The sequence below is a fragment of the Paenibacillus sp. tmac-D7 genome, from assembly GCF_006519665.1.
Taxonomy (GTDB): Bacteria; Bacillota; Bacilli; order Paenibacillales; family NBRC-103111; genus Paenibacillus_G; species Paenibacillus_G validus.
This window is the reverse complement of sequence record NZ_VIDW01000003.1, coordinates 225,411-245,671: the sequence shown is the minus strand read 5'-3', so window position 1 is coordinate 245,671 and position 20,261 is coordinate 225,411. Positions and strand designations below refer to the sequence as shown.

Genomic DNA, 20,261 nt, shown 5'->3' with positions numbered 1-20,261 from the left:
TAGTTATTTGAATAAAATTCACTATATCGTTCTACTAGAACGATCTATTTTTTGTTGAAAGTAACCCCGTCTATAAACGGGCGTTACGAAGCTCGAAGCCAATCAGTAAAGTCGATCGTAACGATCTGAAAATTTTCGCTGCTTATTAATGGAACCAACCGAGCGGTGCGGTAACAATACCTGGGAATAAGATCAGTAGGATCAAAACCATAATTTCCACAATAAGAAACGGCGTTACACCTTTAATGATATCCTCCATACTTATTTTACTCACACCGGCCGCCACATTAAGAACCGTTCCGACAGGCGGAGTCAAGAGGCCGATACAATTGTTAAGAATAAATACAATGCCGAAATAAACCGGATCAATACCGGCAGCGTCAATCATAGGCATCAAGACCGGGGTCAAAATTAATACGGTTGGCGTCAAATCCATTGCTGTTCCAACCAGGAATACGACGACGTTAATCACAAACATTAACAGCATAGGCTGTTCAATCAGCGGCGCCATCCAATCCGTTATGAGCGTTGTCACATTCGCCACCGTGATCAGATATGAGGAAAGCATTGCAGCCGCAACGAGGAACATGACGACACTCGAGGTTTTCGCTGCCGAGATTAAACATTGATAAATATCTTTGATCTTCATGGAACGATATATAACTACACTAATAAACAAGGCGCAAAATGCGGCTACGATCCCAGCCTCTGTTGGCGTAAAAATACCGAGGCGCATTCCGCCGATTATGATGACCGGCATCATCAGTGCCCAGAAGGCTTCCTTCCCCGCGATAAGCACTTGCTGCATCGATTGGCGCGGATATACTTGCACTTGATCCTTACGAGCAACCCACCACCATGTAATCACCAGTGCTGCGGCAATGATTAAACCTGGAACAATCCCAGCCATAAATAATTTGGTTATCGAAGTGCCGCTGGAAACACCATATAAAATCAAGGCAATACTCGGAGGAATGATCGGCGCAATGATTCCGGACGCAGCGACCAAACCGGCAGAACGGTTAATGTTATAACCAGCTTTCGCCATCATCGGGATCAACACCGCCCCGATCGCCGCCGTGTCGGCAACCGCCGAACCCGACAGACCGGCAAAAATAACAGCTGCGATAATTCCCACATAACCGAGACCACCTCGAATATGTCCAACAAAGGCTAAAGCAAAGCTAATGATTCGCTTGGAAATGCCGCCGGCATTCATAAACTCGCCAGCCAATATAAAGAAGGGAACTGCCAATAGCGCAAAGCTATTGGCACCATTAACCAGGTTTTGGGCAATAAGCTGGGTGTCAAATCCTCCTATAGAAATCATGAGGACGATTCCGCTTACCAACAGTGCGTATGCGATCGGCATGCCTAAAGCCATTGCTCCTATTAAGGATCCGAGAAAGACGATGGGTGGCATTAAGTTTCAACTCCTTCGGCGGTTTGCAAACGACTGCGTTCAAGTTTAATCTCTTCCTCGGAATCCAAGGTCTTGGCCAGTTTCTCAATCGAGCTCTTATCCACAATGACACGAATGATATTCGATAACAGGATAAGCCCCATGCATATACTTGTAATGATTCCGATCCCGTATACGAAAGCAAGAGACATTCCCGTCGCCGGCGCTTGCGTATCTATACTCATCAGCGTCATCCTCCAGCTTCCGTCCCCTACCAAAACCATCGTAATAAGCATGAGCAAGTGGCTTAGCACATATACAAAGCGTTTTAAAGGAGCCGGCAGCCTTTTGACCAGCGAGTCTACTCCTAGATGCTGCTTTTCTTTAAGTGCTGCAACCGCTCCCAGGAAGACCAAATAGACGAACAAAAATCGAGATAATTCCTCCGACCAGGTAATTCCGGAATCGAAGGCGTATCGTAATATAACGTTACCAAAGGTAAAGATCGCCATAGCTGCCATAAATATCGCCATGATGACATTGAGAACCTGATCTAACCATGCCGTTAACTTCCCCATCTGATCCTCCTGCTAAACAAAATCATATCAAATCTTAAGGGGACTTTCGCCTACTTAAACTTTGACCCCGTTCATCAGCTTACCTTACTGCCTCGTATAACTTATTTACGTAATCCTCCCCAATTGTAGGAGCAAACTTTTTGTATACCGGCTGCACCTTATCAAAAAACTGTTTTTTTTGTTCTGCAGTCAACTCCGTTACCTTCATACCGTTCTGACGAAGATATTCAGTAGCATTCGAACCTTCCTTCTGGTTAGCTTTTCTTTGGAAATCTTTAGCTTCTTCCGCAGCCTTAGTCATGATTTCTCTTTCCTTGTCGGAAAGCGAGTCCCAGAACTTCTTACTGATCATGAACGGGCTGGCGTTATACACATGTCCGGTTAACGTCATATACTTTTGGACCTCATAAAATTTGGAAACCTTAACATTACCTGCGGGATTTTCTTGCCCATCAACGACCTTCTGCTCCAGCGCTGTAAATAACTCCGTAAATGCCATGGGTGTCGGAGTGGCCCCCAGTTCTTTCCATAAATCAATATGTAACTGATTTTCCAACGTCCTGATTTTTAATCCTTTGATGTCGTCCAGCGATTTCACTTCCCGTCTGCTATTCGTCAGATGTCTAAAGCCATTTTCCCAATAGTTTAGCCCGATCACCCCGGTGCTCGGCAAATCATTAAGCAGTTCCTTTCCGAGCGGGCCATCCAGAACCTTATACGCCGTAGCTTCATCTTTAAATAAGAACGGCAGATCAAATACGTTGAAGCGTTTCGCAAACGATGCGATCAGACCGGTCGACATGGTTGAACCATGAATGGTTCCCATTTTCATTCCTTCGAAGGTTTGGATGTCTCCACCTAGCTGTCCATCCGGGTACACTTCAACTTTAATCGAACCACCGCTCTCTTTTTCTACAATTTCCCCGAATTTATACAATCCTTGTGTCAAGGACCTCTCTTTAGGCGAGACTGTTGCCAATTTCATTACTTTGACTGGTGCGCTGGAACCGGAAGATTGACTTGAAGAAACTTCCTTTCCGGTCCCTTGCCCACAACCTACGGCTACAGCCGCCCATGCACCAATGAATAACACACTTAATGTTTTTTTCATATTGGATGCCCCCGATCTCATTTTTATTAAAACGATAAGGTAAGGTTTCTAAGATCAACTCATGTGTGACTTTTTAAACATGCATCATTAGCATCATCCCAAACATATTTCTTCAAAAGAGACTTTGGGACATTCTGCATGGATCCGAAAGCGGGAAATCACCTCCTAACAAGAAGCACAATCATGAACTACCCTAACATACTTGATTGTCTGACTTTGTACGATGGAGTGACAAATACTTGAGGACCTTGCTTAACGGAAAGCAATGATAAACCATAACTAGAACGTTATACTAGAACGTTCTAGTCGCATTCAAAACGAGTATATATCGCTTCGTAAGCGCTGTCAATAAAAAAATGTCACTTTTGTTTCCTTAAGTTTACACACAAAAAAACACCCGTGTTACCCAATACCGCAAAAGTTTTTCAACATTTGCAGGACTGATTAACTGCGGGGTTTTTGTATCATTTAACTCTCATGACCTGTTAGCTGGAGCAAGATTCGCGAATCACAAGCTCTGGCTTTAATATAATCTGTTGAGGCCTATCATCATCCATGCCCATAATACGCTGATGCAAAAGATTAGCTGCATAGGTACCCATAAGATGTGGTGACGCCGAGACTGTTGTCAGTGTAGGTGTGAACATTTCGGACTCTTCGATATTATCGAATCCAACGATAGCCATATCCCGCCCGGGCTTCAAGCCTGCTTGAGTTAATCCGGCCATGACGCCGAACGCAACCAAGTCATTATAGCAAAACGATGCGGTAGGCGGATTAGGTTGCTGAAGCAGCTGCTGCACCGCTTTAAATCCGCCTTTTTTAGTGACAGTACTTGTAATGATGAGGGACTCGTCATATTCCAATCCCGCCTCATTCAGCGCATTGAGATACCCTTGTTTTCTAGCCTGCCAAGAGGAGGAAGCGGTTACACCACCTAAAAAGGAGATCCTGCGGTGTCCCTTTCGAATCAAGTGCTCCACCGCCATCTGTGCTCCAAGCGAATAATCGGCACTGACGTAATCAAAGTTTGCGTTTGCCGGCAGTTTCCCTACTAAAACTACAGGGATACCCCACTTTCTTAAACGTTCGATGGACTCCTGCGAGCTTCCGGATATAGGACTCATAATTACACCACCGACTCTATACTCCAGCATGGTCGAAATGAGCCGATCTTGATTGGTGTTTAAATCGAAGGTCGCGCCCAAAATAACGGTATACCCTTGCTTGTCCAAGGATTGATGTACGCCATTTAATAATTCTGAAAAGAAGGGGTTGGCTATTTCCGCAACAATTAGTCCTATCGTTGAAGAATTCCGTGAGCGAAGATTTGCCGCTACCCGATCGTAAACATAGCCTAAATGGTTTATGGAGTCCATTACTTTTCGATGTGTAATTTCGGGAATTTCAGAGCTTCCCCGAAGAACAAGCGAGACCGTTGACGGTGACACTCCGGCATGCTCTGCAACGTGCTTCAATGTAATGCGGGATCCTCTTTCCCGTTTCATAGATTTACACCTCGTCTTAAGTGGAGGAGCTATTTCGATCTTTGACCACCATGAATTAAACAAAACATAATTATAAATTATAAACCATCAATTATCAAATATGTATGATAATTAGCTGCGTTGAGAGGTTCTCAACTCCTCTCCATTTTACGATATTCCCGCAAATCACTAGCATCCCCCAAACTACTGTGTCCAATCGAATTCGCAAAATCGATAGGAGCGAAATCGAGCTGACGCGACCCGATCGCCCCTTTTCCCCAAAATAACCGTTACGAAGCTTCTATGAAGCTTCGTAACGGTTCAGAGTGTCGAGAAACCCCGTCTTTTCAAGACGGGTTTCTCTTTTGGTGCGTTAAGATGGAGAACAGGTGGGGGGGAACAAGGGCTCGTTAGCCCCGCTTTTCTTGACGATCCAGGTGGATCGCCATCTTCTTCATCCTCTGCACGGCCGCCGTCATCAACGCTTGTTCGCTGACGCCCGGTAACCCGCGCAGCTGCAGGCATTTTATTGTGCAACAGTTACGGCCATGAAACCGTCGTGATCGTATAGACGCCCATGACCAGGACTCCAAGCGAAATCACCGTGCATGCATCATGATGCCATCCGCGCTTTCTATGTTTCAATGCCAACGCCAATTGCCGGAGGGCAAAGTACATGCCCGCTCCATTGGCAATAAGCAGCACTACGGTGAACATTTCCATATAGCCGGAAGCATCATGGTTCAAGCCATGATGGTGTTCGTGCATTTCCATGGCTCCCATCAGCAGCGGGGCGGATAACCAGTGAACGAGATGCAGCGCCAAGACGAGAAGCACCGAAAGCGTAGACACCATCGCATATTTCATTTCTGTCCCCATATGTCTTAATTTCTGCATCATCACGAATCACTCCTTAGCTTTGACAGCCGTTCGCTTTGACCGAGCTGCTGCAATAATTTTTCTTCGGGGACGGCGGCAGGTTGATTGCCGGACTGCGGTCAAAGAAGCTGACCGGCTTCAGCATAAAGCCGATATAAGCCGCCGGCATGACAGGCCAGTCCTCCGGACGAGGCACATGGGTGTGACCCATCGTATACCAGACCACAATGTCGGTATTGCTGACCGGGCGGTCCTGTGCGGTCCAAGCTTCCAGTCCTTCTCCGCCGATATTCTGGTTCGGATAATTGCCGGAGGCGTACATTTCTTTTTCGTTATACGGCGTGACCCATAGGTGCTGCTTGATGAACCCCGCACGCTTAAGCAAACTGGACTGCTCCGAGGCGAACGGGAAGCAGTTCTCGCCCGTCACCAGCTTGTATCCGACCGATTGACCCAAGCTGTTCTTCACATTGTCATTGACGATTTTCCAATACCTTGCCGTTTCCAGCTTGAGCTTCCTTCTTGCCTGCAGCTCGGTTTCAAGAAGCGTGGATTTGGCGTAGAATGCATTCTCTCGCGGGTTGTCCCCGCCCAATTCCTCCGCGAGCACATTGACTTCGTATACGGAATTTTCGTTGCCGTCTATTTGCATATCCATTCTCACGTTAAAGAAATGCTGGTGATTCGGCGCATAGAGATCCGGCCCTACCATCGTGCCATATTTCGAAGTTTCGCCCGGATGTAAACCCGCCGTTGACAAAATACCCGTCAGCTTCACTTCGAACTGGATATTGCCGTCTTGGTAAAAATACCAGAAGAACCCGTATTCATAATTGGCAACCGTGGAGATGGAAGAAACGACCAGACGGCGGGAACGTCTCACCTCGACATCGTTGGATCTCCAGTCCGTATGCTTCCACAAAATGCCGAAGTCCTCCTCATGCATGCAAATCGCATTTTTGATAGTGACAAGCTCGCCCTTGCTGTTGGTCATCGGAGCATCGAAATATTTAATATACCCTACGCAATCGCAGCCTAGCTCCAGACTGTTCGCAAGCTGACCGATACCGTATTCACCGCTGTCAAATGCGTTTTTACGGTTTTGGATCGCGCCGGGATCACCATATGGCACGACCATCTCCGACAGAGCGCCACGGTACATAACGGGACGCTTACGTCCTTGATCCTCGTAGGAAACGTTATGGATCGTCAGACCTTCACGGGGATTGAAGCCGATGCGGAAACTCCAGTTCTGCCATTCGACCTCATGGCCGTTCACCGTAAAGCTCGGTCCTTCCGGCTGTGTAATTTCAACGGGCTTGATACCGGTGCGCAGCGGGCCTACACGGTCCGGCGTGTAATTGGATGCCTCGGTGGGGATTCTCGTATATTGGTATTCCTCGACACGCAATATTTCCATCTTGTTCAGATCTACAATGGGTACGAGCGGAAGCGGGCGGGCATAGCCGTTATCCTTCGCGTCGCTGCGAAGAAAGCACAGCGGACGCGCCAGACGAACGGTCGAGTCCTCTTCGGTGCCGAAGTTGCCCGCCGACCAGAGATCGACCATAACCAAACCGGGATCTTCAATGCCTAGACGCTTCAACGCTTCATGGAATTCGGGGCTCTCCTGTACAATTTTTTCGCACTCGATATGTTCATCCAGCATAATCATCGGCTGAACGCCCGGAATCAGTTCCCAAGAAGTCACCTTCCCCTCGTTAAGGGAAACAACCGCTTCATAACAAGCGCCCGCTCGATTGTTCAAGAGGATAATAAAGGCTTCACGCGGAATGGACTGGGTGCCATCAAAGCTTTGTACCTTTTCCTTCTTCGGCTCTTTGAGCTCGATCGAGACGAAACGGTCATAGGCTCCCAATTGCTTCTGCACTTTCACGATGGAGACTGCCGCCTGAATTTCTTCCTTGCTAAGCGGCTCCAGAGGATGTTTAACGATAGTTTCAGCCATGTAAGCTCTCCCTCTCTCTTAAAATGTCAACTTTGAACACCAATGCTCATACAGTGTGTTAAGTTATGTAACGATCATATAACATAAATATAACCATGTTTAGCTGCTTTTCCCGAATAATGGAATACCTCAAATGAATTTTCGCATTTTCTCACGATTTGGGAAAAGCAGGCGCGCACAAAAAAACAAGCCAAAATCTTCCGTCAGGGTGATCCATCCTGTTTGATGAATAAGGTTGATTAACTCCATCTGTATTTGTTTCTGTAGCCCAGCTCTTTAGATATCAAATCGGCATATTTTTTCACTTGATACGCATAGGTCTCGATTTTCTCGGGCGTAAACCGCAGCGAAGGACCCGCTACATTCAGCGAACCGATTACGGTGTTCTCAAACGAGAAGATGGGGGCGCCAATTCCTGTCGTCCCCTCGGTTGCCTCGCCAGAGGTCATGGCATAACCGCGAGCGCGAATGACCTCCAAATCTTTCATGATATAGTCTGCGGATAACCGGATTAATGAAGGAGTTTTATCCCAATCTACATTCATCAGCAGCGTATCCTGTACTTTTTTGGACAGATAAGCTAGGATGACGCGGTTGGACGCCCCAACGAACAGAGGCAGCCTTAGCCCGATCGGCTCGGATATTTTGAGCATCTGCGGGGAATCGATAGAATCGATATAAACCCCTTCCGTATTTTCTCGGGTCGCGAGATAAACCGATTCTTTCGTTTTTTGCGAAAGCTCCTCCATAAAGGGCCTCGCCAAAGATCTGAGCATTAAGCTGTCCCACATGAGAAAGCCGTATTTCATCACACATAAACCTAACTTGTACTTTTTCGTTTTTTTGTTCTGGGCAACAAATCCATGTCTGGACAACGAATTGAGAATTCTATGGACACTTTGCACCGGCATACCGAGCTCCCTGCTGATTTCCGTGACACTCATTTCCTTTTCGCTGCCTTGCGGAACAAGGACATCCAAAATTTGAATAGCTTTTGAAATGACTCCGCACATAGATCTCACCCCAAGTCATAATGTGATGTTTCCTTACACAATCAGCAACACACCTCCCAGACCATAAATTTGGTATTTATGGGTAATCATTGTATTTATATGGTACTTATAAGGCTAGCAAAGAGCAAGAACACACTTTTAAGTGCCCTGGTGTCAAAAGGAAACCATGCTGCCGCAGCTTATTCAATGTAACATTAATGTTATATTTATGGGTTATTTTTATTTTTTTAGACATCATACCACATTCTGGGATGAATAACTATTAAACCGCAAAATCACATGTCATTATAACGTTATCAATAATGACATGAAATTAAGGAGGGAGTGAGTACTATGCAAGGGGCCAAAATTGAATCATTATCCAGGAGGGGTTATACGATGCCACAGATGTTTAAATCCATATTTATGCGAATCAGTATGCTGTGTATGCTGTGCTTTAGCTTTCCCATGACGGCTTTCGCCCAATCGGAGCCGCCCAAGATAGATACCGGAGATACGGCTTGGCTTCTCGTCGCGACGACTGTTGTTCTGTTCATGTTCCTCCCCGGACTAGCTCTTTTCTACAGTGGTCTGCTTAGCCGCAAGAACGTTCTTTCCACCATCATGCAGAGCACGGGCAGCCTGATTGTCGTCAGCATCGTATGGGTATTGTGGGGTCACACGCTGACGTTCGGCACCGACCAATTCGGAATCATCGGCGGACTTGACTTTCTGTTCTTCGAGGGGGTGGGCATGGATCCGTTCAGCACGCTCACATTCCCCCATCTTATATTCGCTATATTCCAGGCTTTATTTGCGGCCATTACGGTCGCGCTCATCTCCGGGGCGGTTGCCGAGAGAATCAAATTTTCCGTATGGATCGTCTTCTCCATCTTCTGGGTTACCTTCATTTATACGCCCTTCGCGCATTGGGTTTGGGGAGGCGGATGGTTATTCAAATTAGGCGGACTTGATTTTGCAGGAGGCACCGTCGTACATATCCTTTCAGGCGTGAGCGCCATAACAGCGGCCATCGTGCTCGGTCCGAGAAAATTGTTTCCCGGCAAAACGCTCCCTCCCCATAATATTGTCTTCTTCTTCATAGGCGCCATGTGCCTCTGGTTCGGATGGATGGGCTTCAACGGCGGAAGCGCGCTTGCCGCCGGAGGCTTGGCTACTCTCGCCTTCGCCAACACTCATATGGCCGCATGTGCCGGAGGTGCCGGTTGGGCGCTTATCGAGTGGATCTTCCATAAGAAACCTACGCTAGTCGGAACGGTTACCGGGATCATAGCCGGCCTTGTTGCCATCACCCCGGCAGCCGGATTCGTACCCGTATTATCCGCTATGGCGATTGGCGGCAGCGCCAGCTTCGTATGCTATTGGGCCGTCAACACACTCAAGGCCAAATTCAAATACGATGACGCACTCGACGTATTCGGCATTCACGGCGTCGGCGGCATATGGGGTGCGCTCCTCACCGGAGTGTTCGCCAGCAAGGAAGTGAACCCGGCGGGGAACAACGGCCTGCTGTACGGCAATCCCAGCCAGCTTGTCATTCAAGCCATCGATATCCTCATAGCCATTGGTTGGGCGGCGGCCGGAACCCTCGTCATCCTGAAGACGATTCAACTATTCACAACGCTTCGCGTCCCTGCCGAAGAGGAAGAGGCGGGTCTCGATATAAGCCACCATGGCGAGCACGCTTACAATGAGCTTGAATCCGGAAGAAGCGAAATGGCGGCGCCATCGTTTGCCTCATTCGAAATCGAGAAAAGTCCGATCACCCAAACCAATTAAACAGCAAGGTCCGCGCATACCATGTTGAAGGGAGCTAGATCCGATGAAGCTGCTGACCATTATTGTAAGGCCGGAGAAAATCAGCAATATTACGGCTGCCTTGTATACGATCGGCGTAACCGGCATGACCATCAGCGATGTCCGGGGCCACGGCATCCAGAAGGGTGTGAAAACCATTTACCGGGGCGTCGAGTACCAAACAGACTTTGTCACGAAATGTAAAATTGAAACGGTTGTTAACGACGCGATTTATGAGAAAGCCATTGAAGTCATCATCGATGCGTCAAGAACGGGTCAAGTCGGCGACGGAAAAATCTTCGTCACGGAAGTGCTCGACGTCATCCGTATCCGTACCGGCCAGCACGGCCAGGAAGCATTGGACCAATAGCAAAGAGAGGAGCCGCCCGGGATGATGATCCCTGACGGCTCTTTTTTATGCTGATCGTCGTTCCCGTAACACGTATCTTAAGCATCTACAGATTAATAATCAACGGGCTCTTGGCGCGGGAGATGCATGGGATCATCACCTTGCGCGTCTTTTTTTCCTGCTCCGAAAGAAAGAAATCGCGATGATCCACTTCCCCGTCCTCCACCTCAATCTCACAGCTTCCGCAGCCGCCGATTTTGCAGGAGTAGGCGGCGGCGATCCCTTGCTCCAGCATCACCTCAAGCAAGCTCTTGCTTTCCGGCACCTGTAACGTGACGTTGCTTTTCGCAAGAACGGCTTGAAACGGATAGCTCGGGCCCACATTAGGCGGACTAAACAGCTCATAGTGGATATTGGATGCCGGGTAACCATAATGAATCGCCGCTTGTCTGAACTGCGAAATCATCTCCTCCGGTCCGCAGAAATACACATGCGTTCCGATCGGCTGCTTCCACATGACGGCGACGGGCAGACGCTGCTGTTTGCCGGAGAAGTAAAATTTGGCCCGTTCTCCGTACCTCTTGCGGATTTCTTCATAGAAAGGGCAATACGCCTCGGAAGCGGCCGCATCATGCAGCTCAAAGGACTTGCCGGACGCCGCAAGCTCCGACATCATGGCCATGAAAGGCGTGATGCCGATTCCGGCGGCTATGAATACATGATGCTTCGCTTCAAAGCTTACAGGCAGGTGATTCTTAGGATAACTGATTTCGATTTCATCGCCGGTTCGAATTTGGTCATGCCAGTGCACGGAGCCGCCACGCGAGGTTTCACTGCGCCGAATCGCTATCGTATAATAATCATCCCGCTGAGGGTTGCCAACCAGGGAATAGTGGCGTTCCATGGTTTCGGCATTCACGGTAAAATACGTCGTAATATGCTCACCGCCTGAGAAACGCGGAAGCCTCCCGCGAGCGCCGACCAGCTTAAAGCTTTTGACCACAGGCGTCTCCTGGACGATTTCAGCTACGGTTACCTTTAGCCTCGGGTTCTGCAAGCCTACCCGCCTCCTTATACGCTCACTCTTATTCCTTACACAGAACATAACCCAGATAAGCCTCTAACCGCTCTGAATAATGATTGGAAATCGAAAGAGAGGCCCCGCAATGCAAGCAAGAGGTCTCCGATTCGACAGGCTTTCTCTGTAGCTTGTAGCAACGTACGCAAAACACGCTTTCTTCTTTGTCGCCGTTATCATATCCTTCGATATCTTCCTTCGCAAACCCTAATTCCCTCGCCAGCTTGACCAAATTATTGTACAAGGGCCAGCGGCAAATCACGACGAGCTGGGTGTCAATCGTCCGCTCAGCCAGCAATAAGGATAAGGACGGTCTCTTCCACTCCCGAATGATGCGGACCGGAATGTCCAGACTTTTGGCGTACCTCTTAAGCGTCTTGGGTGAATCCTTTGCATAGCTCTGAACATAGTATACCTCCGTTTGAATGCCCTGTTTGGCCAACAGCAGTAATAGGGGGATGGAGCAAAGAATACCCTTCTCATCGACAAACAAAATATACTTATGTTTATGCAAATTCACGAAAATCTTCCGCGCCGGCGAATCTAAACGAATCTCTCCCGAATGTGATTCGCGCAGCAGCTCGGTCGTCTGTTGATCCGGGCAATCGTTCAGATCTACATACAGCCTTACCTGAACGCCTGTCCCGGTGCTTAAACGGACAAATGAAGCCTCTTGATCGATCCGCACATTATGGAGCCGCAGACCCCGAACCACACCCACCGGAGCCTCCAGTTCCCCATGAGTCAATTCAGCGGTGAAATAAACATACGGCGAGGACCTAATCGTTCCCGGCTGCAAGATATGATAACCCGTTTCCACCTTGAAAACCTCCCGATCTTATCCCTCAGCCCCTGCGAATGTCCGCAAGTATTCAAGCATCAACGGTTTATAGGATATAAATCCCTTGTATTCGGCAATAGGGTCCGGAAGATCCTCCAAGACCTTATAAAACCTTTGTGCCCAGTCCGGGTTCTGCACTAACATCTCAAGCGGAAGCAGATGGGTATGAATGCTGAATAAAATGCCATTGCTGCCTGGAATACGGAATAATCGCTGATCCTCCGTCCGAAGATGAACCTCACGGCCTACATTTTCCGCATTCAAGTCAAATTTACCGCGCCCCCACTCTCCAAACGCCTCCGGAGAAGTATCCAGCCGGGTTCCGACGTTAATCGTCCAGTTTAACCGCGTCCACGGCTTGCCGGCCTCCATTCTCAGAAGAAATCCGCGCACCTTTTCCGCAAGGCCGCTGTCCGAATAGATGGGAACCGGCGAATGAAATTGCAGATAGGTCATCCCCAGATCGAAAGCGAGAGACCAATTCGCAGGAAAGCACAATTGCCCGGCATCCATATATAAATCGCCGTCCCGCTGCTGCAAATAAATCAAATCCTCCTGCATGTGACGCCCAATGAAATCGAGCGGCTCACACGGAAGCGTGGAGACGTCGCCGAAGGTGAACGCCTGCTCTTCATTTAACAAATGATTGCGAAATGTCCATCGATCGCCTTGTTTATCCAAACTGAAATAATCGGCATAGACACCGGAAAGCTCATGCATCAGCATATCTAGAATTTCCCACTGGGCATTCAGCGTATGAGCAAACGACTGGAAGGTCCGTTCGGGATAACGCTCCAGAAGCCGCCTCTTCTCGAGCACTTCCTCCACATACTCAAGCGTAATGTCCGTGCAAATCGGGGGCACTAATGCCCAGGAATTGTTCGAGTACCGATAGGAGTCCCCTTGAAACGGAAAAGGAAACCTTTCCAATAGCTGCCAGTTGTTCATCTGTCTGCTTTCGGATATATCCATCATTTGATCCATGCCTTATTCCTCCAATGTTAGTGATGACAAATAACAGGCGCCGTTCACCCAAGAATGCCTAGGCGTTCTTTGAATGGCCGGGGCCTGTTGATCATGTCCCCCCTGATCATCGCGCACGACGATCTATCCGCGGCATAAGATTGGGCAGAGTCCGTCAGATAGATCGTCTTCATCCGCATCAAATCTTCTTTTGTGTGATTACGCCTCCCCAACCTTGCGCAGCCCTACGAAAAATCCGATTCCATAGTCGGGTGAGTTGAAGGTAATCTCGCTGCCTTTTTCAAAATAAAACACATCGCCCGGAATGCCCTTCACTGTCCTTTCCGTTTCATCCGTAATCCAAATCTCGCCTTCAACAATAATTTTCATTTCATCGTACGTATAGGTATAGGAAAGCGGCTTGGACTTTTCCATCCGGAAAAATCCGCTCGTAATTGTTTTTTCAGGGTTAGCGGACGTTAGGGTATCCACAAGAAATGCTTTCGTATCCGGTACTCCCATTGAAGGCTTCTCGCTTTTGATCGCTTCTTTCACAACTTTCATTGCCATGGTCAATTCCTCCTAGTAGATGGTTTGTACTATTCCAGCCACGGTACGCCGATTAATGTTCTCCCGATCCATTCACGCAAAACTTCATTCGTAGGCCCCATTATAGCGCCCGCTCTTCCGTCTCTCATAAACCTTTCTACATTCCCGCGCAAGTAACCGCGACCTCCGGAAATTTGCAAAGCCTTGTTCGTAACGTCAATGACGATATCCGCTGCATGCGTCTTCAGTTCCCATAGCGGGTACAGGCAGGAATCCAGCGTTTCTCCCTTTAGCGCCGCCTGATCCAGCTTGTCAGCGACCCGGTACAACATGCTTCTTGCACTGTCTACGAGAATTTGCGCTTTAGCCATCTCATGTCGAATCACTTGGTAACCGGCCACCGATTTACCGGTATCCGCATGAACTTTTCTTTTCGCTTGTTCGACCGCAGCGCTGATGGCTCCCTGCGCAATCCCTATCCAGCAGGCGCTTGATCCTAGCAGGAAGAACGGATCGATGACTATGTCGTTCCAGTAACCGGCACCGCCCTCTTCTCCCAGACGATTAGAAGCCGGAACGAACACATCCTTGAATTTCATCGGACCGCTATTATTCCCCCTTAAGCCGAGTGCATCGAACGGGAAGGCCTCCACACCGTCCTGACCTTTCTCCACAATCAGAAACATCAGCTTGTCGGCCTTGGCGCTTTCCGGCGAATTCGTCTCCACAATGTACCAATCCGCTTCGCCCGCACTTGTCACAAAGGATTTGTCCGCGTTCAGCATATATCCTTCGCCACTACGGGGCGCTTTACTTACCACATTCCAAAAGTGACTTCCGGTGGCCGGTTCGCTAAATGCCAGACCTCCGACGGCTCCCCGTACAACCTTCGGAATGAAGCGAAGCCGTTGTTCGTGCGATCCAGCCATAAACAGCGTCTGAACGGCGGCCGTATGCATCACCCAAACCATCGTAGTTGAACCGCAGTACTGGGCGAAAGTTTCGGCCAATACCGCAAATCCGCTGCAACCGGCCCCAAGTCCGCCATATTCTTCCGGTACGGTAACGGCGCCAAACCCTGCATCGGCAATGGCTTGCAGGCTGACTCTGGGATAGACCCCTTCCCGATCGGAGATGTCGGCATTGGGCCGAAGAACTTGTTCGCCGATCAGCTTGGCTTCGGCATGCATTTGCTCAAAACCGGGCAAACAGTTCCACCATGCAGGAATTTTCATCAGCAGACTATCATCGATTGCTTTATCGACCGCCACACCATCCACTCCCTCATCAAAGTTATTTTTTGTCATCTTACATGACATTATTATTTCATGAATTTGAGTTTGTAGATATCTTCCTTTCCCAACTATTGATAATATCGTAACTTTTTTCGCAGATTCACCTTTTTATGTTACTATCCATTACATATACATAACTCATTTCCCGAACCATTGATTTTTTCCATGTTTCTCATTTATTCGTAAAACGGCCTACCGCAAGTCAAACCATCCGGATAAAATAACTGCAAGATGGGATAAAAAGGAGCGATCGCCGCATGCATACTACCGATATGATCAGTTCTGCCGATTTTGATTTCGTCATTGACGGTCAGCCTGCAACCCTTGAGGACATCTTCCCCGGGATGAAGCCCCATGATCGTGTAGGCATCGTGGTTCGCGAGTCCGGAGGAGGTATTGGCGCCAGCGCTTTGATCATGGCGGCGATGGCCAAAGTCTATGACTTTTATCGGCCTAAGCTTGGCAATACCCCCGGTAAGTTAAGGATTTATCCGGAGTTCTACGTGTTTCATGTCGGTCAGAGGCATATGGATCATTATTGGATGGATATATGGCCGCCGCACAAGGAAGTCGAGGTTATCGACGATCCCGAGCAAATTCTGGAAGCGATTAACGATCGCGCAATAACCCGTCTGCTCGTTCCGGACACCCCGCCCGTAACAGCCGTTACCCTGTATGAGGCCATTCGTGAGGATCAAATAAATCCGTCGGCGGCAACGTTTCTTCAAGAAACGGTGAGCAGCGCCGAACAGCGCATCCTATCCGCTGTGGCGTATTCTTCGACCGGCCGAACCCGCCGGGCCGATGTCCTCATACGAAGCTGTTTGGCTGCCGAACAGGTTGTCATCGCCTCGATCAACAGTTCCGAAAGCTTGACCACCGAGCAGCGCGAGCAGCTGTGCGCGAAACGTGATGCGTTAATGGAGGGCGGACGTGCAGCCGAGACTTATCGCCGTATTCCCTTCGACGAGGCCATCCGTATGCTAACAACTTCCACTTTGGCAAGCGGGGTTACCCTTCGTTATATAGCCCTCATGTAGCCGGCAAAGATAAACTGCGTTTCGTTTCCCGTTGCTTGATTCGGTAGAAAATGCAATTCTTGCCTCTTTCTATCCAATTCATATATAATTGGGTTGAAGGAGCGATCATATATTGTTAGTTAAAATGAGGCAAGAGGCATTCAACGCATTAGACGATGAGGCACTCGGGACTGCTTGTGTCGATCCGCTCATCAAAGCTTATAAGGAAATCCAGACTCGAGGAGACGATTTCAGCACAGGGCTTTTTAAAGAACTATCAAGAGGACAAAAAGCGTTATTCGTGTTTCGTGCTTATTACAATCACGTCATGAAATCTGATGCTAATTTTTATTGGTGGAGTGCTTATTTTATGGCGCAACCCGAGAGATGGTCAGGGCTAAAAAGCGGGTTGCGTTTTTTCGGTGATCGCAACACCCTGCATGTCTTAGAGAGTTTGGAAGAGATTCTTAAAAAAAGGAATCACCCCAGGAGTTTAGAAAATTTCGATGTTTCAGCTAATGATCTACATCATGATCCTGAATTGATGTCTCTTGTAAAACCTCTTTTCGATAACCTTCACGAGACCGTATGGATAACACATAAAATCATAGGTACATGTATACGAAGTAACCCCAATGACTTTGTGCAATTCGAGATAGATTAGGGTAGCATGAATAAAACCGGCTGCGATTGAACCGGTATTATCCCCTTCAAGTAGACAGTAAGAAGAATCATTTCTTACCGTTATACTTAAAGGGGATTTTTCATGGGCGAAATGTGTTGTGGGCATTACAAAAGGGCCGAAAGTAAACCCATCCGACAAATATGTAATCATCGAGTTATTTATTGTTTGGTGGATGGTTAAGATTTAATTCTGGATCATAAATATTATTCGTTTTCAAAAATATTTCTAAATCACAATGGATATTTACTGCGATTGCGTTATTCTCCTTTGTGAATATGAATAGAGTTGGATAGTACGTCTCCGTCCGACTAACAAACAATACTACCTGAGTAACTGTCCCAATTATCCATTGATTGCTTATTTTCAAAGGGGGAGCGAGTTCAATCTTTATCCCGATCCCGTTATCTGGCTCAATTTTGAATGATCCAACGGGTCCAGTAATAGAAGATAACCATTTCTCAACTTCACTTTGCAAATTTGTAGGGTTGTTTATTGTTTGGACAACCTCACCTTTCTCAATATCAAACACCTCAGCTCCATCAAAAGCGCGGACAGTTTGTACGTTAAAGCAAGTTAACGCAACAATAATGGCAATCATGTACATTAGGTGTTTCAAGCTAGTACCCCCGCCAATACTATTAGAGCATTACACTTCATCCACACCTATGATACCCCATGTTTTAACATTTGATGTTGCAGTTACTTTTTACTACGCTCCTGCTCTACTGCCCCTGTTTAATATAAATAAGCAGGCTGCCGCGGCAACCTGCTCGAAATGAATGATTCAGCTATAGTTCTTCGATAGTGTAATCATTTTACATTAACCTGGGTTTGGTTCAATTGAAATTAGACTTGGTTGTCCCCATCTTCGTTTCTCATATTGAATAAAATACTCTTCATTCTCATTAATTAACTTACTGACACCCTTTGGTAATGAAACCACCGTGCTGCGACCTTCAAGATTCCTTATTTCAATATTTTTTTCGTTTACCTTTACTACAGTTGCTACTTCTCCAGTGTGTGTTGTACGTGAATACCAGGCAAAAAAACTAAAAATCATTAAAGCAAAAATAAAAACCAGCAAACGTTTCCTCCACCTGTTGCCTTTCACTGCAAGTGTGTTCATAACCCCTCCAGTATTGATTTTTCGTAACTCTAATTTAGACTTTGTAAACTCATGGAAATTGTGCAGCCTGCCCGGTTGGATCCGCGGCAGGCTGCATCGTTAATTGAGCTATTGTTCTCCGTTACTTACCGTCCAGTAACTTATTTTTCTGTCTTATACTTAATTTTTACTGAACAGCTGATCTTTGTCAATCGCAAGAAACTGCCTGGGACATGAGGTCCAGGCTGTTTCTTGCCTCAACGCTTTACAACCCGTACCAGGATGTCCTAGCTGCCTGAGCATGGCGGTGACATTCCCTCGATGGTACGTCCCGTGATTCACGAGATGCTGGATGAAATCTATATAGCGGGCTTGACTCCTTTAATTCCTCCCCTATATTTTCTTGAAAGCGTCCGGATAGGTCGCGATAAAGTCGATCATCTCTTCCGTGATGCTCCAGCCGAACACCTCCGTCAGAATCGGATCTTTAAAAAAGCCGCTGACCGCCTGCTTGTTAGCCGCTGCACTGTAACGGTCGAAGTGAGCGATTCGGCTTCCACGGTCGTGAACAAGCTGCATGTTAAGTATATGGCCCGGCAAACTGGCGCTATAGTCGAAATCCGTCACTCTTACGGTTGTACATACCGGATTACGGCTTGTCGTAAAATGAATCTCCATTCGGTTCAAATCGTACACGAGACTAAACACCGTATCCGGTCTGCGCATCTCCCGCAGCCCTTCGAATGCGTCCTCGATGCTGATCGACGGAAGCTCAAACTTATTGGCAATCCATTGGTCTGCCTTACGGAACCGGTGCATGGAGTTGGCTTCGTAATCCCCGGTCGCTTCCTCCTGCTCGGCCGGCTCATGCCTGGTACGAATCGTTTCCTGGTACAGGGAATTAGCCATAACGGGACATGGAAGCGAGGCATCCTTGTACACAGCCATTTCGCCATTCAGAAATTCGATGATCGCCCGGTCTCCCCGCTTGTCGCACACCATATAGTGCAGATGCGATTGGTTCTGGGCAATGCGAACCCGGGAGGCTGCCTCCAGCACTTCGCCAACTGTCGCACACGTATCGAGCATATATTGAATCCATTGAAGGTCCGATACCGCCGGCCTCTCATCCGGGGCCGGATACGCGGCTTGCCATAGAGTCGTTTGTTCGACAACGAGTCCCTCCTCATTCATGCCGCCGTTCGGGCACTCCTTCCCGATTTGGGATACGGTCAAGTTTCCATATATGGACACCCAAGATGCCGGCTGATCCGGCGGCAGGATGAATGCTGTTTTGGCGAGCCCTCTCTGGTTGGTGTACATATACACCCCGTCATAAATAACATCTTGATTTTTGCCTACGAAGTTTGTTTCGCCTTTACAGATATGCCAAGCAGTACTCATGTTTACTCTCCTTTTCTTCCAAAGCCAATTTGATTTGACTTCAGTATACCGTTCCGTTTTCCCCGCTTCTTGACATTCTTTACAGCAATTCATTCCTTTCAAAAGAAAAGGCTATGTTAATTCTCAATGTTGATTTTTGATATACACGAACAATTGTTCTGCAATAATGGGTATAATCATATAGGAATATCTCTGACCGCAAGCCTCGTAAACGTGGTGGCAAAGCTAAGTATCGTGGCATCAGTAATGACCAAATATGTGTGTTGGTTGCTCGTGACCGTCAGAAGATGACTTTTTCTGGCGTACTTGGGCGTGAACGAATTCGGACAATGAAATTGGATGAGGCTATTGGCAGTCATTTAACTGAGTCAAATGTACTTTGTACTGATTCGTGGAGGGCATTTAGTTCCTATGTGAATTCGAAAGGCTTAGACCATTACCGCTTTAAGTCCGATGGAAAACAACGTGTTAAAGGAGTTTACCGCATTCAGAATGTAAACCAGCTATCATAATCGTTTGAAACGTTGGATCGACCGTTTTAATGGTGTTGTAACCAAGTATTTGCAACATTATTTGGCTTGGTTCCGCTACTTAGACAGCAAGGAATATGAGAACACAACGTCGAATAAGAAAAATATGTTGGTCACCTCTTGCCTGCTTACTGTAAAAGAGACAAACACCAAACTTCGACAAACTTCTTTTGTCTCAATTAAACGGGTAAGAAAGTTAAAGTAAAG

19 protein-coding genes and 2 pseudogenes are annotated in these 20,261 nt (G+C 47.6%); 5 read left to right on the top strand and 16 right to left on the bottom strand.

All coding sequences use genetic code 11. The features are described from left to right. Positions 1-145 precede the first annotated feature (145 nt). The 7 genes from FKP33_RS03885 to FKP33_RS03855 form a co-directional block, all read right to left on the bottom strand. Entirely contained in the window at positions 146-1,423 is a 1,278-nt protein-coding gene (locus tag FKP33_RS03885) for a TRAP transporter large permease (RefSeq protein ID WP_141333965.1), read from the bottom strand. Continuing rightward, positions 1,423-1,980: a TRAP transporter small permease gene (locus FKP33_RS03880; RefSeq protein WP_141333964.1), complete on the bottom strand. Its 558-nt coding sequence runs from the start codon at positions 1,978-1,980 to the stop codon at positions 1,423-1,425. Before FKP33_RS03880 ends, FKP33_RS03885 begins: the two co-directional genes overlap by 1 nt. A 79-nt stretch (positions 1,981-2,059) precedes the next feature. Then, entirely contained in the window at positions 2,060-3,091 is a 1,032-nt protein-coding gene (locus tag FKP33_RS03875) for a TRAP transporter substrate-binding protein (protein WP_258313364.1), read from the bottom strand. A 485-nt stretch (positions 3,092-3,576) separates the two neighbouring features. Then, complete coding sequence (locus tag FKP33_RS03870; RefSeq protein WP_141333963.1) at positions 3,577-4,599, bottom strand: LacI family DNA-binding transcriptional regulator; 1,023 nt, start codon at positions 4,597-4,599, stop codon at positions 3,577-3,579. A gap of 519 nt (positions 4,600-5,118) precedes the next feature. Continuing rightward, positions 5,119-5,478, bottom strand: a complete 360-nt coding sequence (locus FKP33_RS03865) for a hypothetical protein (RefSeq protein WP_141333962.1) — start codon at positions 5,476-5,478, stop codon at positions 5,119-5,121. 13 nt (positions 5,479-5,491) lie between these two features. Then, a complete protein-coding gene (locus FKP33_RS03860) occupies positions 5,492-7,426 on the bottom strand; it encodes a primary-amine oxidase (protein WP_141333961.1) in 1,935 nt (644 codons plus the stop codon). A 239-nt stretch (positions 7,427-7,665) separates the two neighbouring features. Next, the gene (locus FKP33_RS03855; protein ID WP_127604247.1) at positions 7,666-8,439 is read right to left on the bottom strand and encodes an IclR family transcriptional regulator; all 774 of its coding nucleotides are present in this window, start codon (positions 8,437-8,439) and stop codon (positions 7,666-7,668) included. A 480-nt stretch (positions 8,440-8,919) separates the two neighbouring features. Between FKP33_RS03855 and FKP33_RS03850 the strand changes: the two genes are divergently transcribed. Both FKP33_RS03850 and FKP33_RS03845 read left to right on the top strand, forming a co-directional pair. Further along, a complete protein-coding gene (locus tag FKP33_RS03850; protein WP_483874527.1) occupies positions 8,920-10,218 on the top strand; it encodes an ammonium transporter in 1,299 nt (432 codons plus the stop codon). 43 nt (positions 10,219-10,261) lie between these two features. Further along, positions 10,262-10,606, top strand: coding sequence for a P-II family nitrogen regulator (locus FKP33_RS03845; protein WP_127604251.1), 345 nt, complete (start codon positions 10,262-10,264; stop codon positions 10,604-10,606). An 85-nt stretch (positions 10,607-10,691) separates the two neighbouring features. Here FKP33_RS03845 and FKP33_RS03840 read toward each other — a convergent pair whose 3' ends face one another. The 5 genes from FKP33_RS03840 to FKP33_RS03820 all read right to left on the bottom strand — a co-directional run bounded on the left by FKP33_RS03840 (position 10,692) and on the right by FKP33_RS03820 (position 15,287). Beyond that, positions 10,692-11,642, bottom strand: a complete 951-nt coding sequence (locus FKP33_RS03840; RefSeq protein WP_258313363.1) for a PDR/VanB family oxidoreductase — start codon at positions 11,640-11,642, stop codon at positions 10,692-10,694. A 28-nt stretch (positions 11,643-11,670) separates the two neighbouring features. Then, a complete protein-coding gene (locus FKP33_RS03835) occupies positions 11,671-12,483 on the bottom strand; it encodes a hypothetical protein (RefSeq protein ID WP_141333958.1) in 813 nt (270 codons plus the stop codon). Positions 12,484-12,501: 18 nt separating this feature from the next. Next, entirely contained in the window at positions 12,502-13,488 is a 987-nt protein-coding gene (locus tag FKP33_RS03830) for a heme-dependent oxidative N-demethylase family protein (RefSeq protein ID WP_230875954.1), read from the bottom strand. A gap of 198 nt (positions 13,489-13,686) precedes the next feature. After that, the gene (locus FKP33_RS03825; RefSeq protein ID WP_219996637.1) at positions 13,687-14,037 is read right to left on the bottom strand and encodes a cupin domain-containing protein; all 351 of its coding nucleotides are present in this window, start codon (positions 14,035-14,037) and stop codon (positions 13,687-13,689) included. A 29-nt stretch (positions 14,038-14,066) separates the two neighbouring features. Continuing rightward, on the bottom strand, positions 14,067-15,287 hold the full coding sequence (locus tag FKP33_RS03820; RefSeq protein ID WP_141333974.1) for an acyl-CoA dehydrogenase family protein: 1,221 nt from the start codon (positions 15,285-15,287) through the stop codon (positions 14,067-14,069). A 281-nt stretch (positions 15,288-15,568) separates the two neighbouring features. Between FKP33_RS03820 and FKP33_RS03815 the strand changes: the two genes are divergently transcribed. Both FKP33_RS03815 and FKP33_RS03810 read left to right on the top strand, forming a co-directional pair. Further along, positions 15,569-16,351, top strand: a complete 783-nt coding sequence (locus FKP33_RS03815; RefSeq protein ID WP_141333957.1) for a hypothetical protein — start codon at positions 15,569-15,571, stop codon at positions 16,349-16,351. A 112-nt stretch (positions 16,352-16,463) separates the two neighbouring features. Then, positions 16,464-16,994 (top strand): hypothetical protein, encoded by a 531-nt coding sequence (locus tag FKP33_RS03810; RefSeq protein WP_141333956.1) that lies wholly within the window; start codon positions 16,464-16,466, stop codon positions 16,992-16,994. A gap of 175 nt (positions 16,995-17,169) precedes the next feature. Here FKP33_RS03810 and FKP33_RS03805 read toward each other — a convergent pair whose 3' ends face one another. From FKP33_RS03805 to FKP33_RS03790, 4 genes and pseudogenes are all read right to left on the bottom strand, one after another. Beyond that, entirely contained in the window at positions 17,170-17,631 is a 462-nt protein-coding gene (locus tag FKP33_RS03805; protein WP_155614145.1) for a hypothetical protein, read from the bottom strand. 204 nt (positions 17,632-17,835) lie between these two features. Then, positions 17,836-18,141, bottom strand: a complete 306-nt coding sequence (locus tag FKP33_RS03800; protein ID WP_127604265.1) for a hypothetical protein — start codon at positions 18,139-18,141, stop codon at positions 17,836-17,838. A gap of 159 nt (positions 18,142-18,300) precedes the next feature. Then, positions 18,301-18,486: pseudogene (locus FKP33_RS27580) on the bottom strand (DinB family protein); the annotation flags it as partial. Between the two features lie 27 nt (positions 18,487-18,513). After that, on the bottom strand, positions 18,514-19,524 hold the full coding sequence (locus FKP33_RS03790) for a linear amide C-N hydrolase (RefSeq protein ID WP_181410036.1): 1,011 nt from the start codon (positions 19,522-19,524) through the stop codon (positions 18,514-18,516). A 182-nt stretch (positions 19,525-19,706) separates the two neighbouring features. Between FKP33_RS03790 and FKP33_RS27575 the strand changes: the two are divergent. Continuing rightward, positions 19,707-20,259, top strand: a pseudogene (locus FKP33_RS27575) (IS1595 family transposase); the annotation flags it as partial. Between the last annotated feature and the right edge of the window lie 2 nt (positions 20,260-20,261).

Excerpts from the sequence above, each read along its gene's own strand:
- FKP33_RS03825 (WP_219996637.1), bottom strand. The coding sequence starts at position 14,037 with ATGGCAATGAAAGTTGTGAAAGAAGCGATCAAAAGCGAGAAGCCTTCA.
- FKP33_RS03885 (WP_141333965.1), bottom strand. The coding sequence starts at position 1,423 with ATGCCACCCATCGTCTTTCTCGGATCCTTAATAGGAGCAATGGCTTTA.
- FKP33_RS03855 (WP_127604247.1), bottom strand. The coding sequence starts at position 8,439 with ATGTGCGGAGTCATTTCAAAAGCTATTCAAATTTTGGATGTCCTTGTT.
- FKP33_RS03790 (WP_181410036.1), bottom strand. The coding sequence starts at position 19,524 with ATGAGTACTGCTTGGCATATCTGTAAAGGCGAAACAAACTTCGTAGGC.
- FKP33_RS03880 (WP_141333964.1), bottom strand. The coding sequence starts at position 1,980 with ATGGGGAAGTTAACGGCATGGTTAGATCAGGTTCTCAATGTCATCATG.
- FKP33_RS03870 (WP_141333963.1), bottom strand. The coding sequence starts at position 4,599 with ATGAAACGGGAAAGAGGATCCCGCATTACATTGAAGCACGTTGCAGAG.
- FKP33_RS03815 (WP_141333957.1), top strand. The coding sequence starts at position 15,569 with ATGCATACTACCGATATGATCAGTTCTGCCGATTTTGATTTCGTCATT.
- FKP33_RS03865 (WP_141333962.1), bottom strand. The coding sequence starts at position 5,478 with ATGATGCAGAAATTAAGACATATGGGGACAGAAATGAAATATGCGATG.
- FKP33_RS03845 (WP_127604251.1), top strand. The coding sequence starts at position 10,262 with ATGAAGCTGCTGACCATTATTGTAAGGCCGGAGAAAATCAGCAATATT.
- FKP33_RS03830 (WP_230875954.1), bottom strand. The coding sequence starts at position 13,488 with ATGGATCAAATGATGGATATATCCGAAAGCAGACAGATGAACAACTGG.
- FKP33_RS03875 (WP_258313364.1), bottom strand. The coding sequence starts at position 3,091 with ATGAAAAAAACATTAAGTGTGTTATTCATTGGTGCATGGGCGGCTGTA.
- FKP33_RS03800 (WP_127604265.1), bottom strand. The coding sequence starts at position 18,141 with ATGAACACACTTGCAGTGAAAGGCAACAGGTGGAGGAAACGTTTGCTG.
- FKP33_RS03860 (WP_141333961.1), bottom strand. The coding sequence starts at position 7,426 with ATGGCTGAAACTATCGTTAAACATCCTCTGGAGCCGCTTAGCAAGGAA.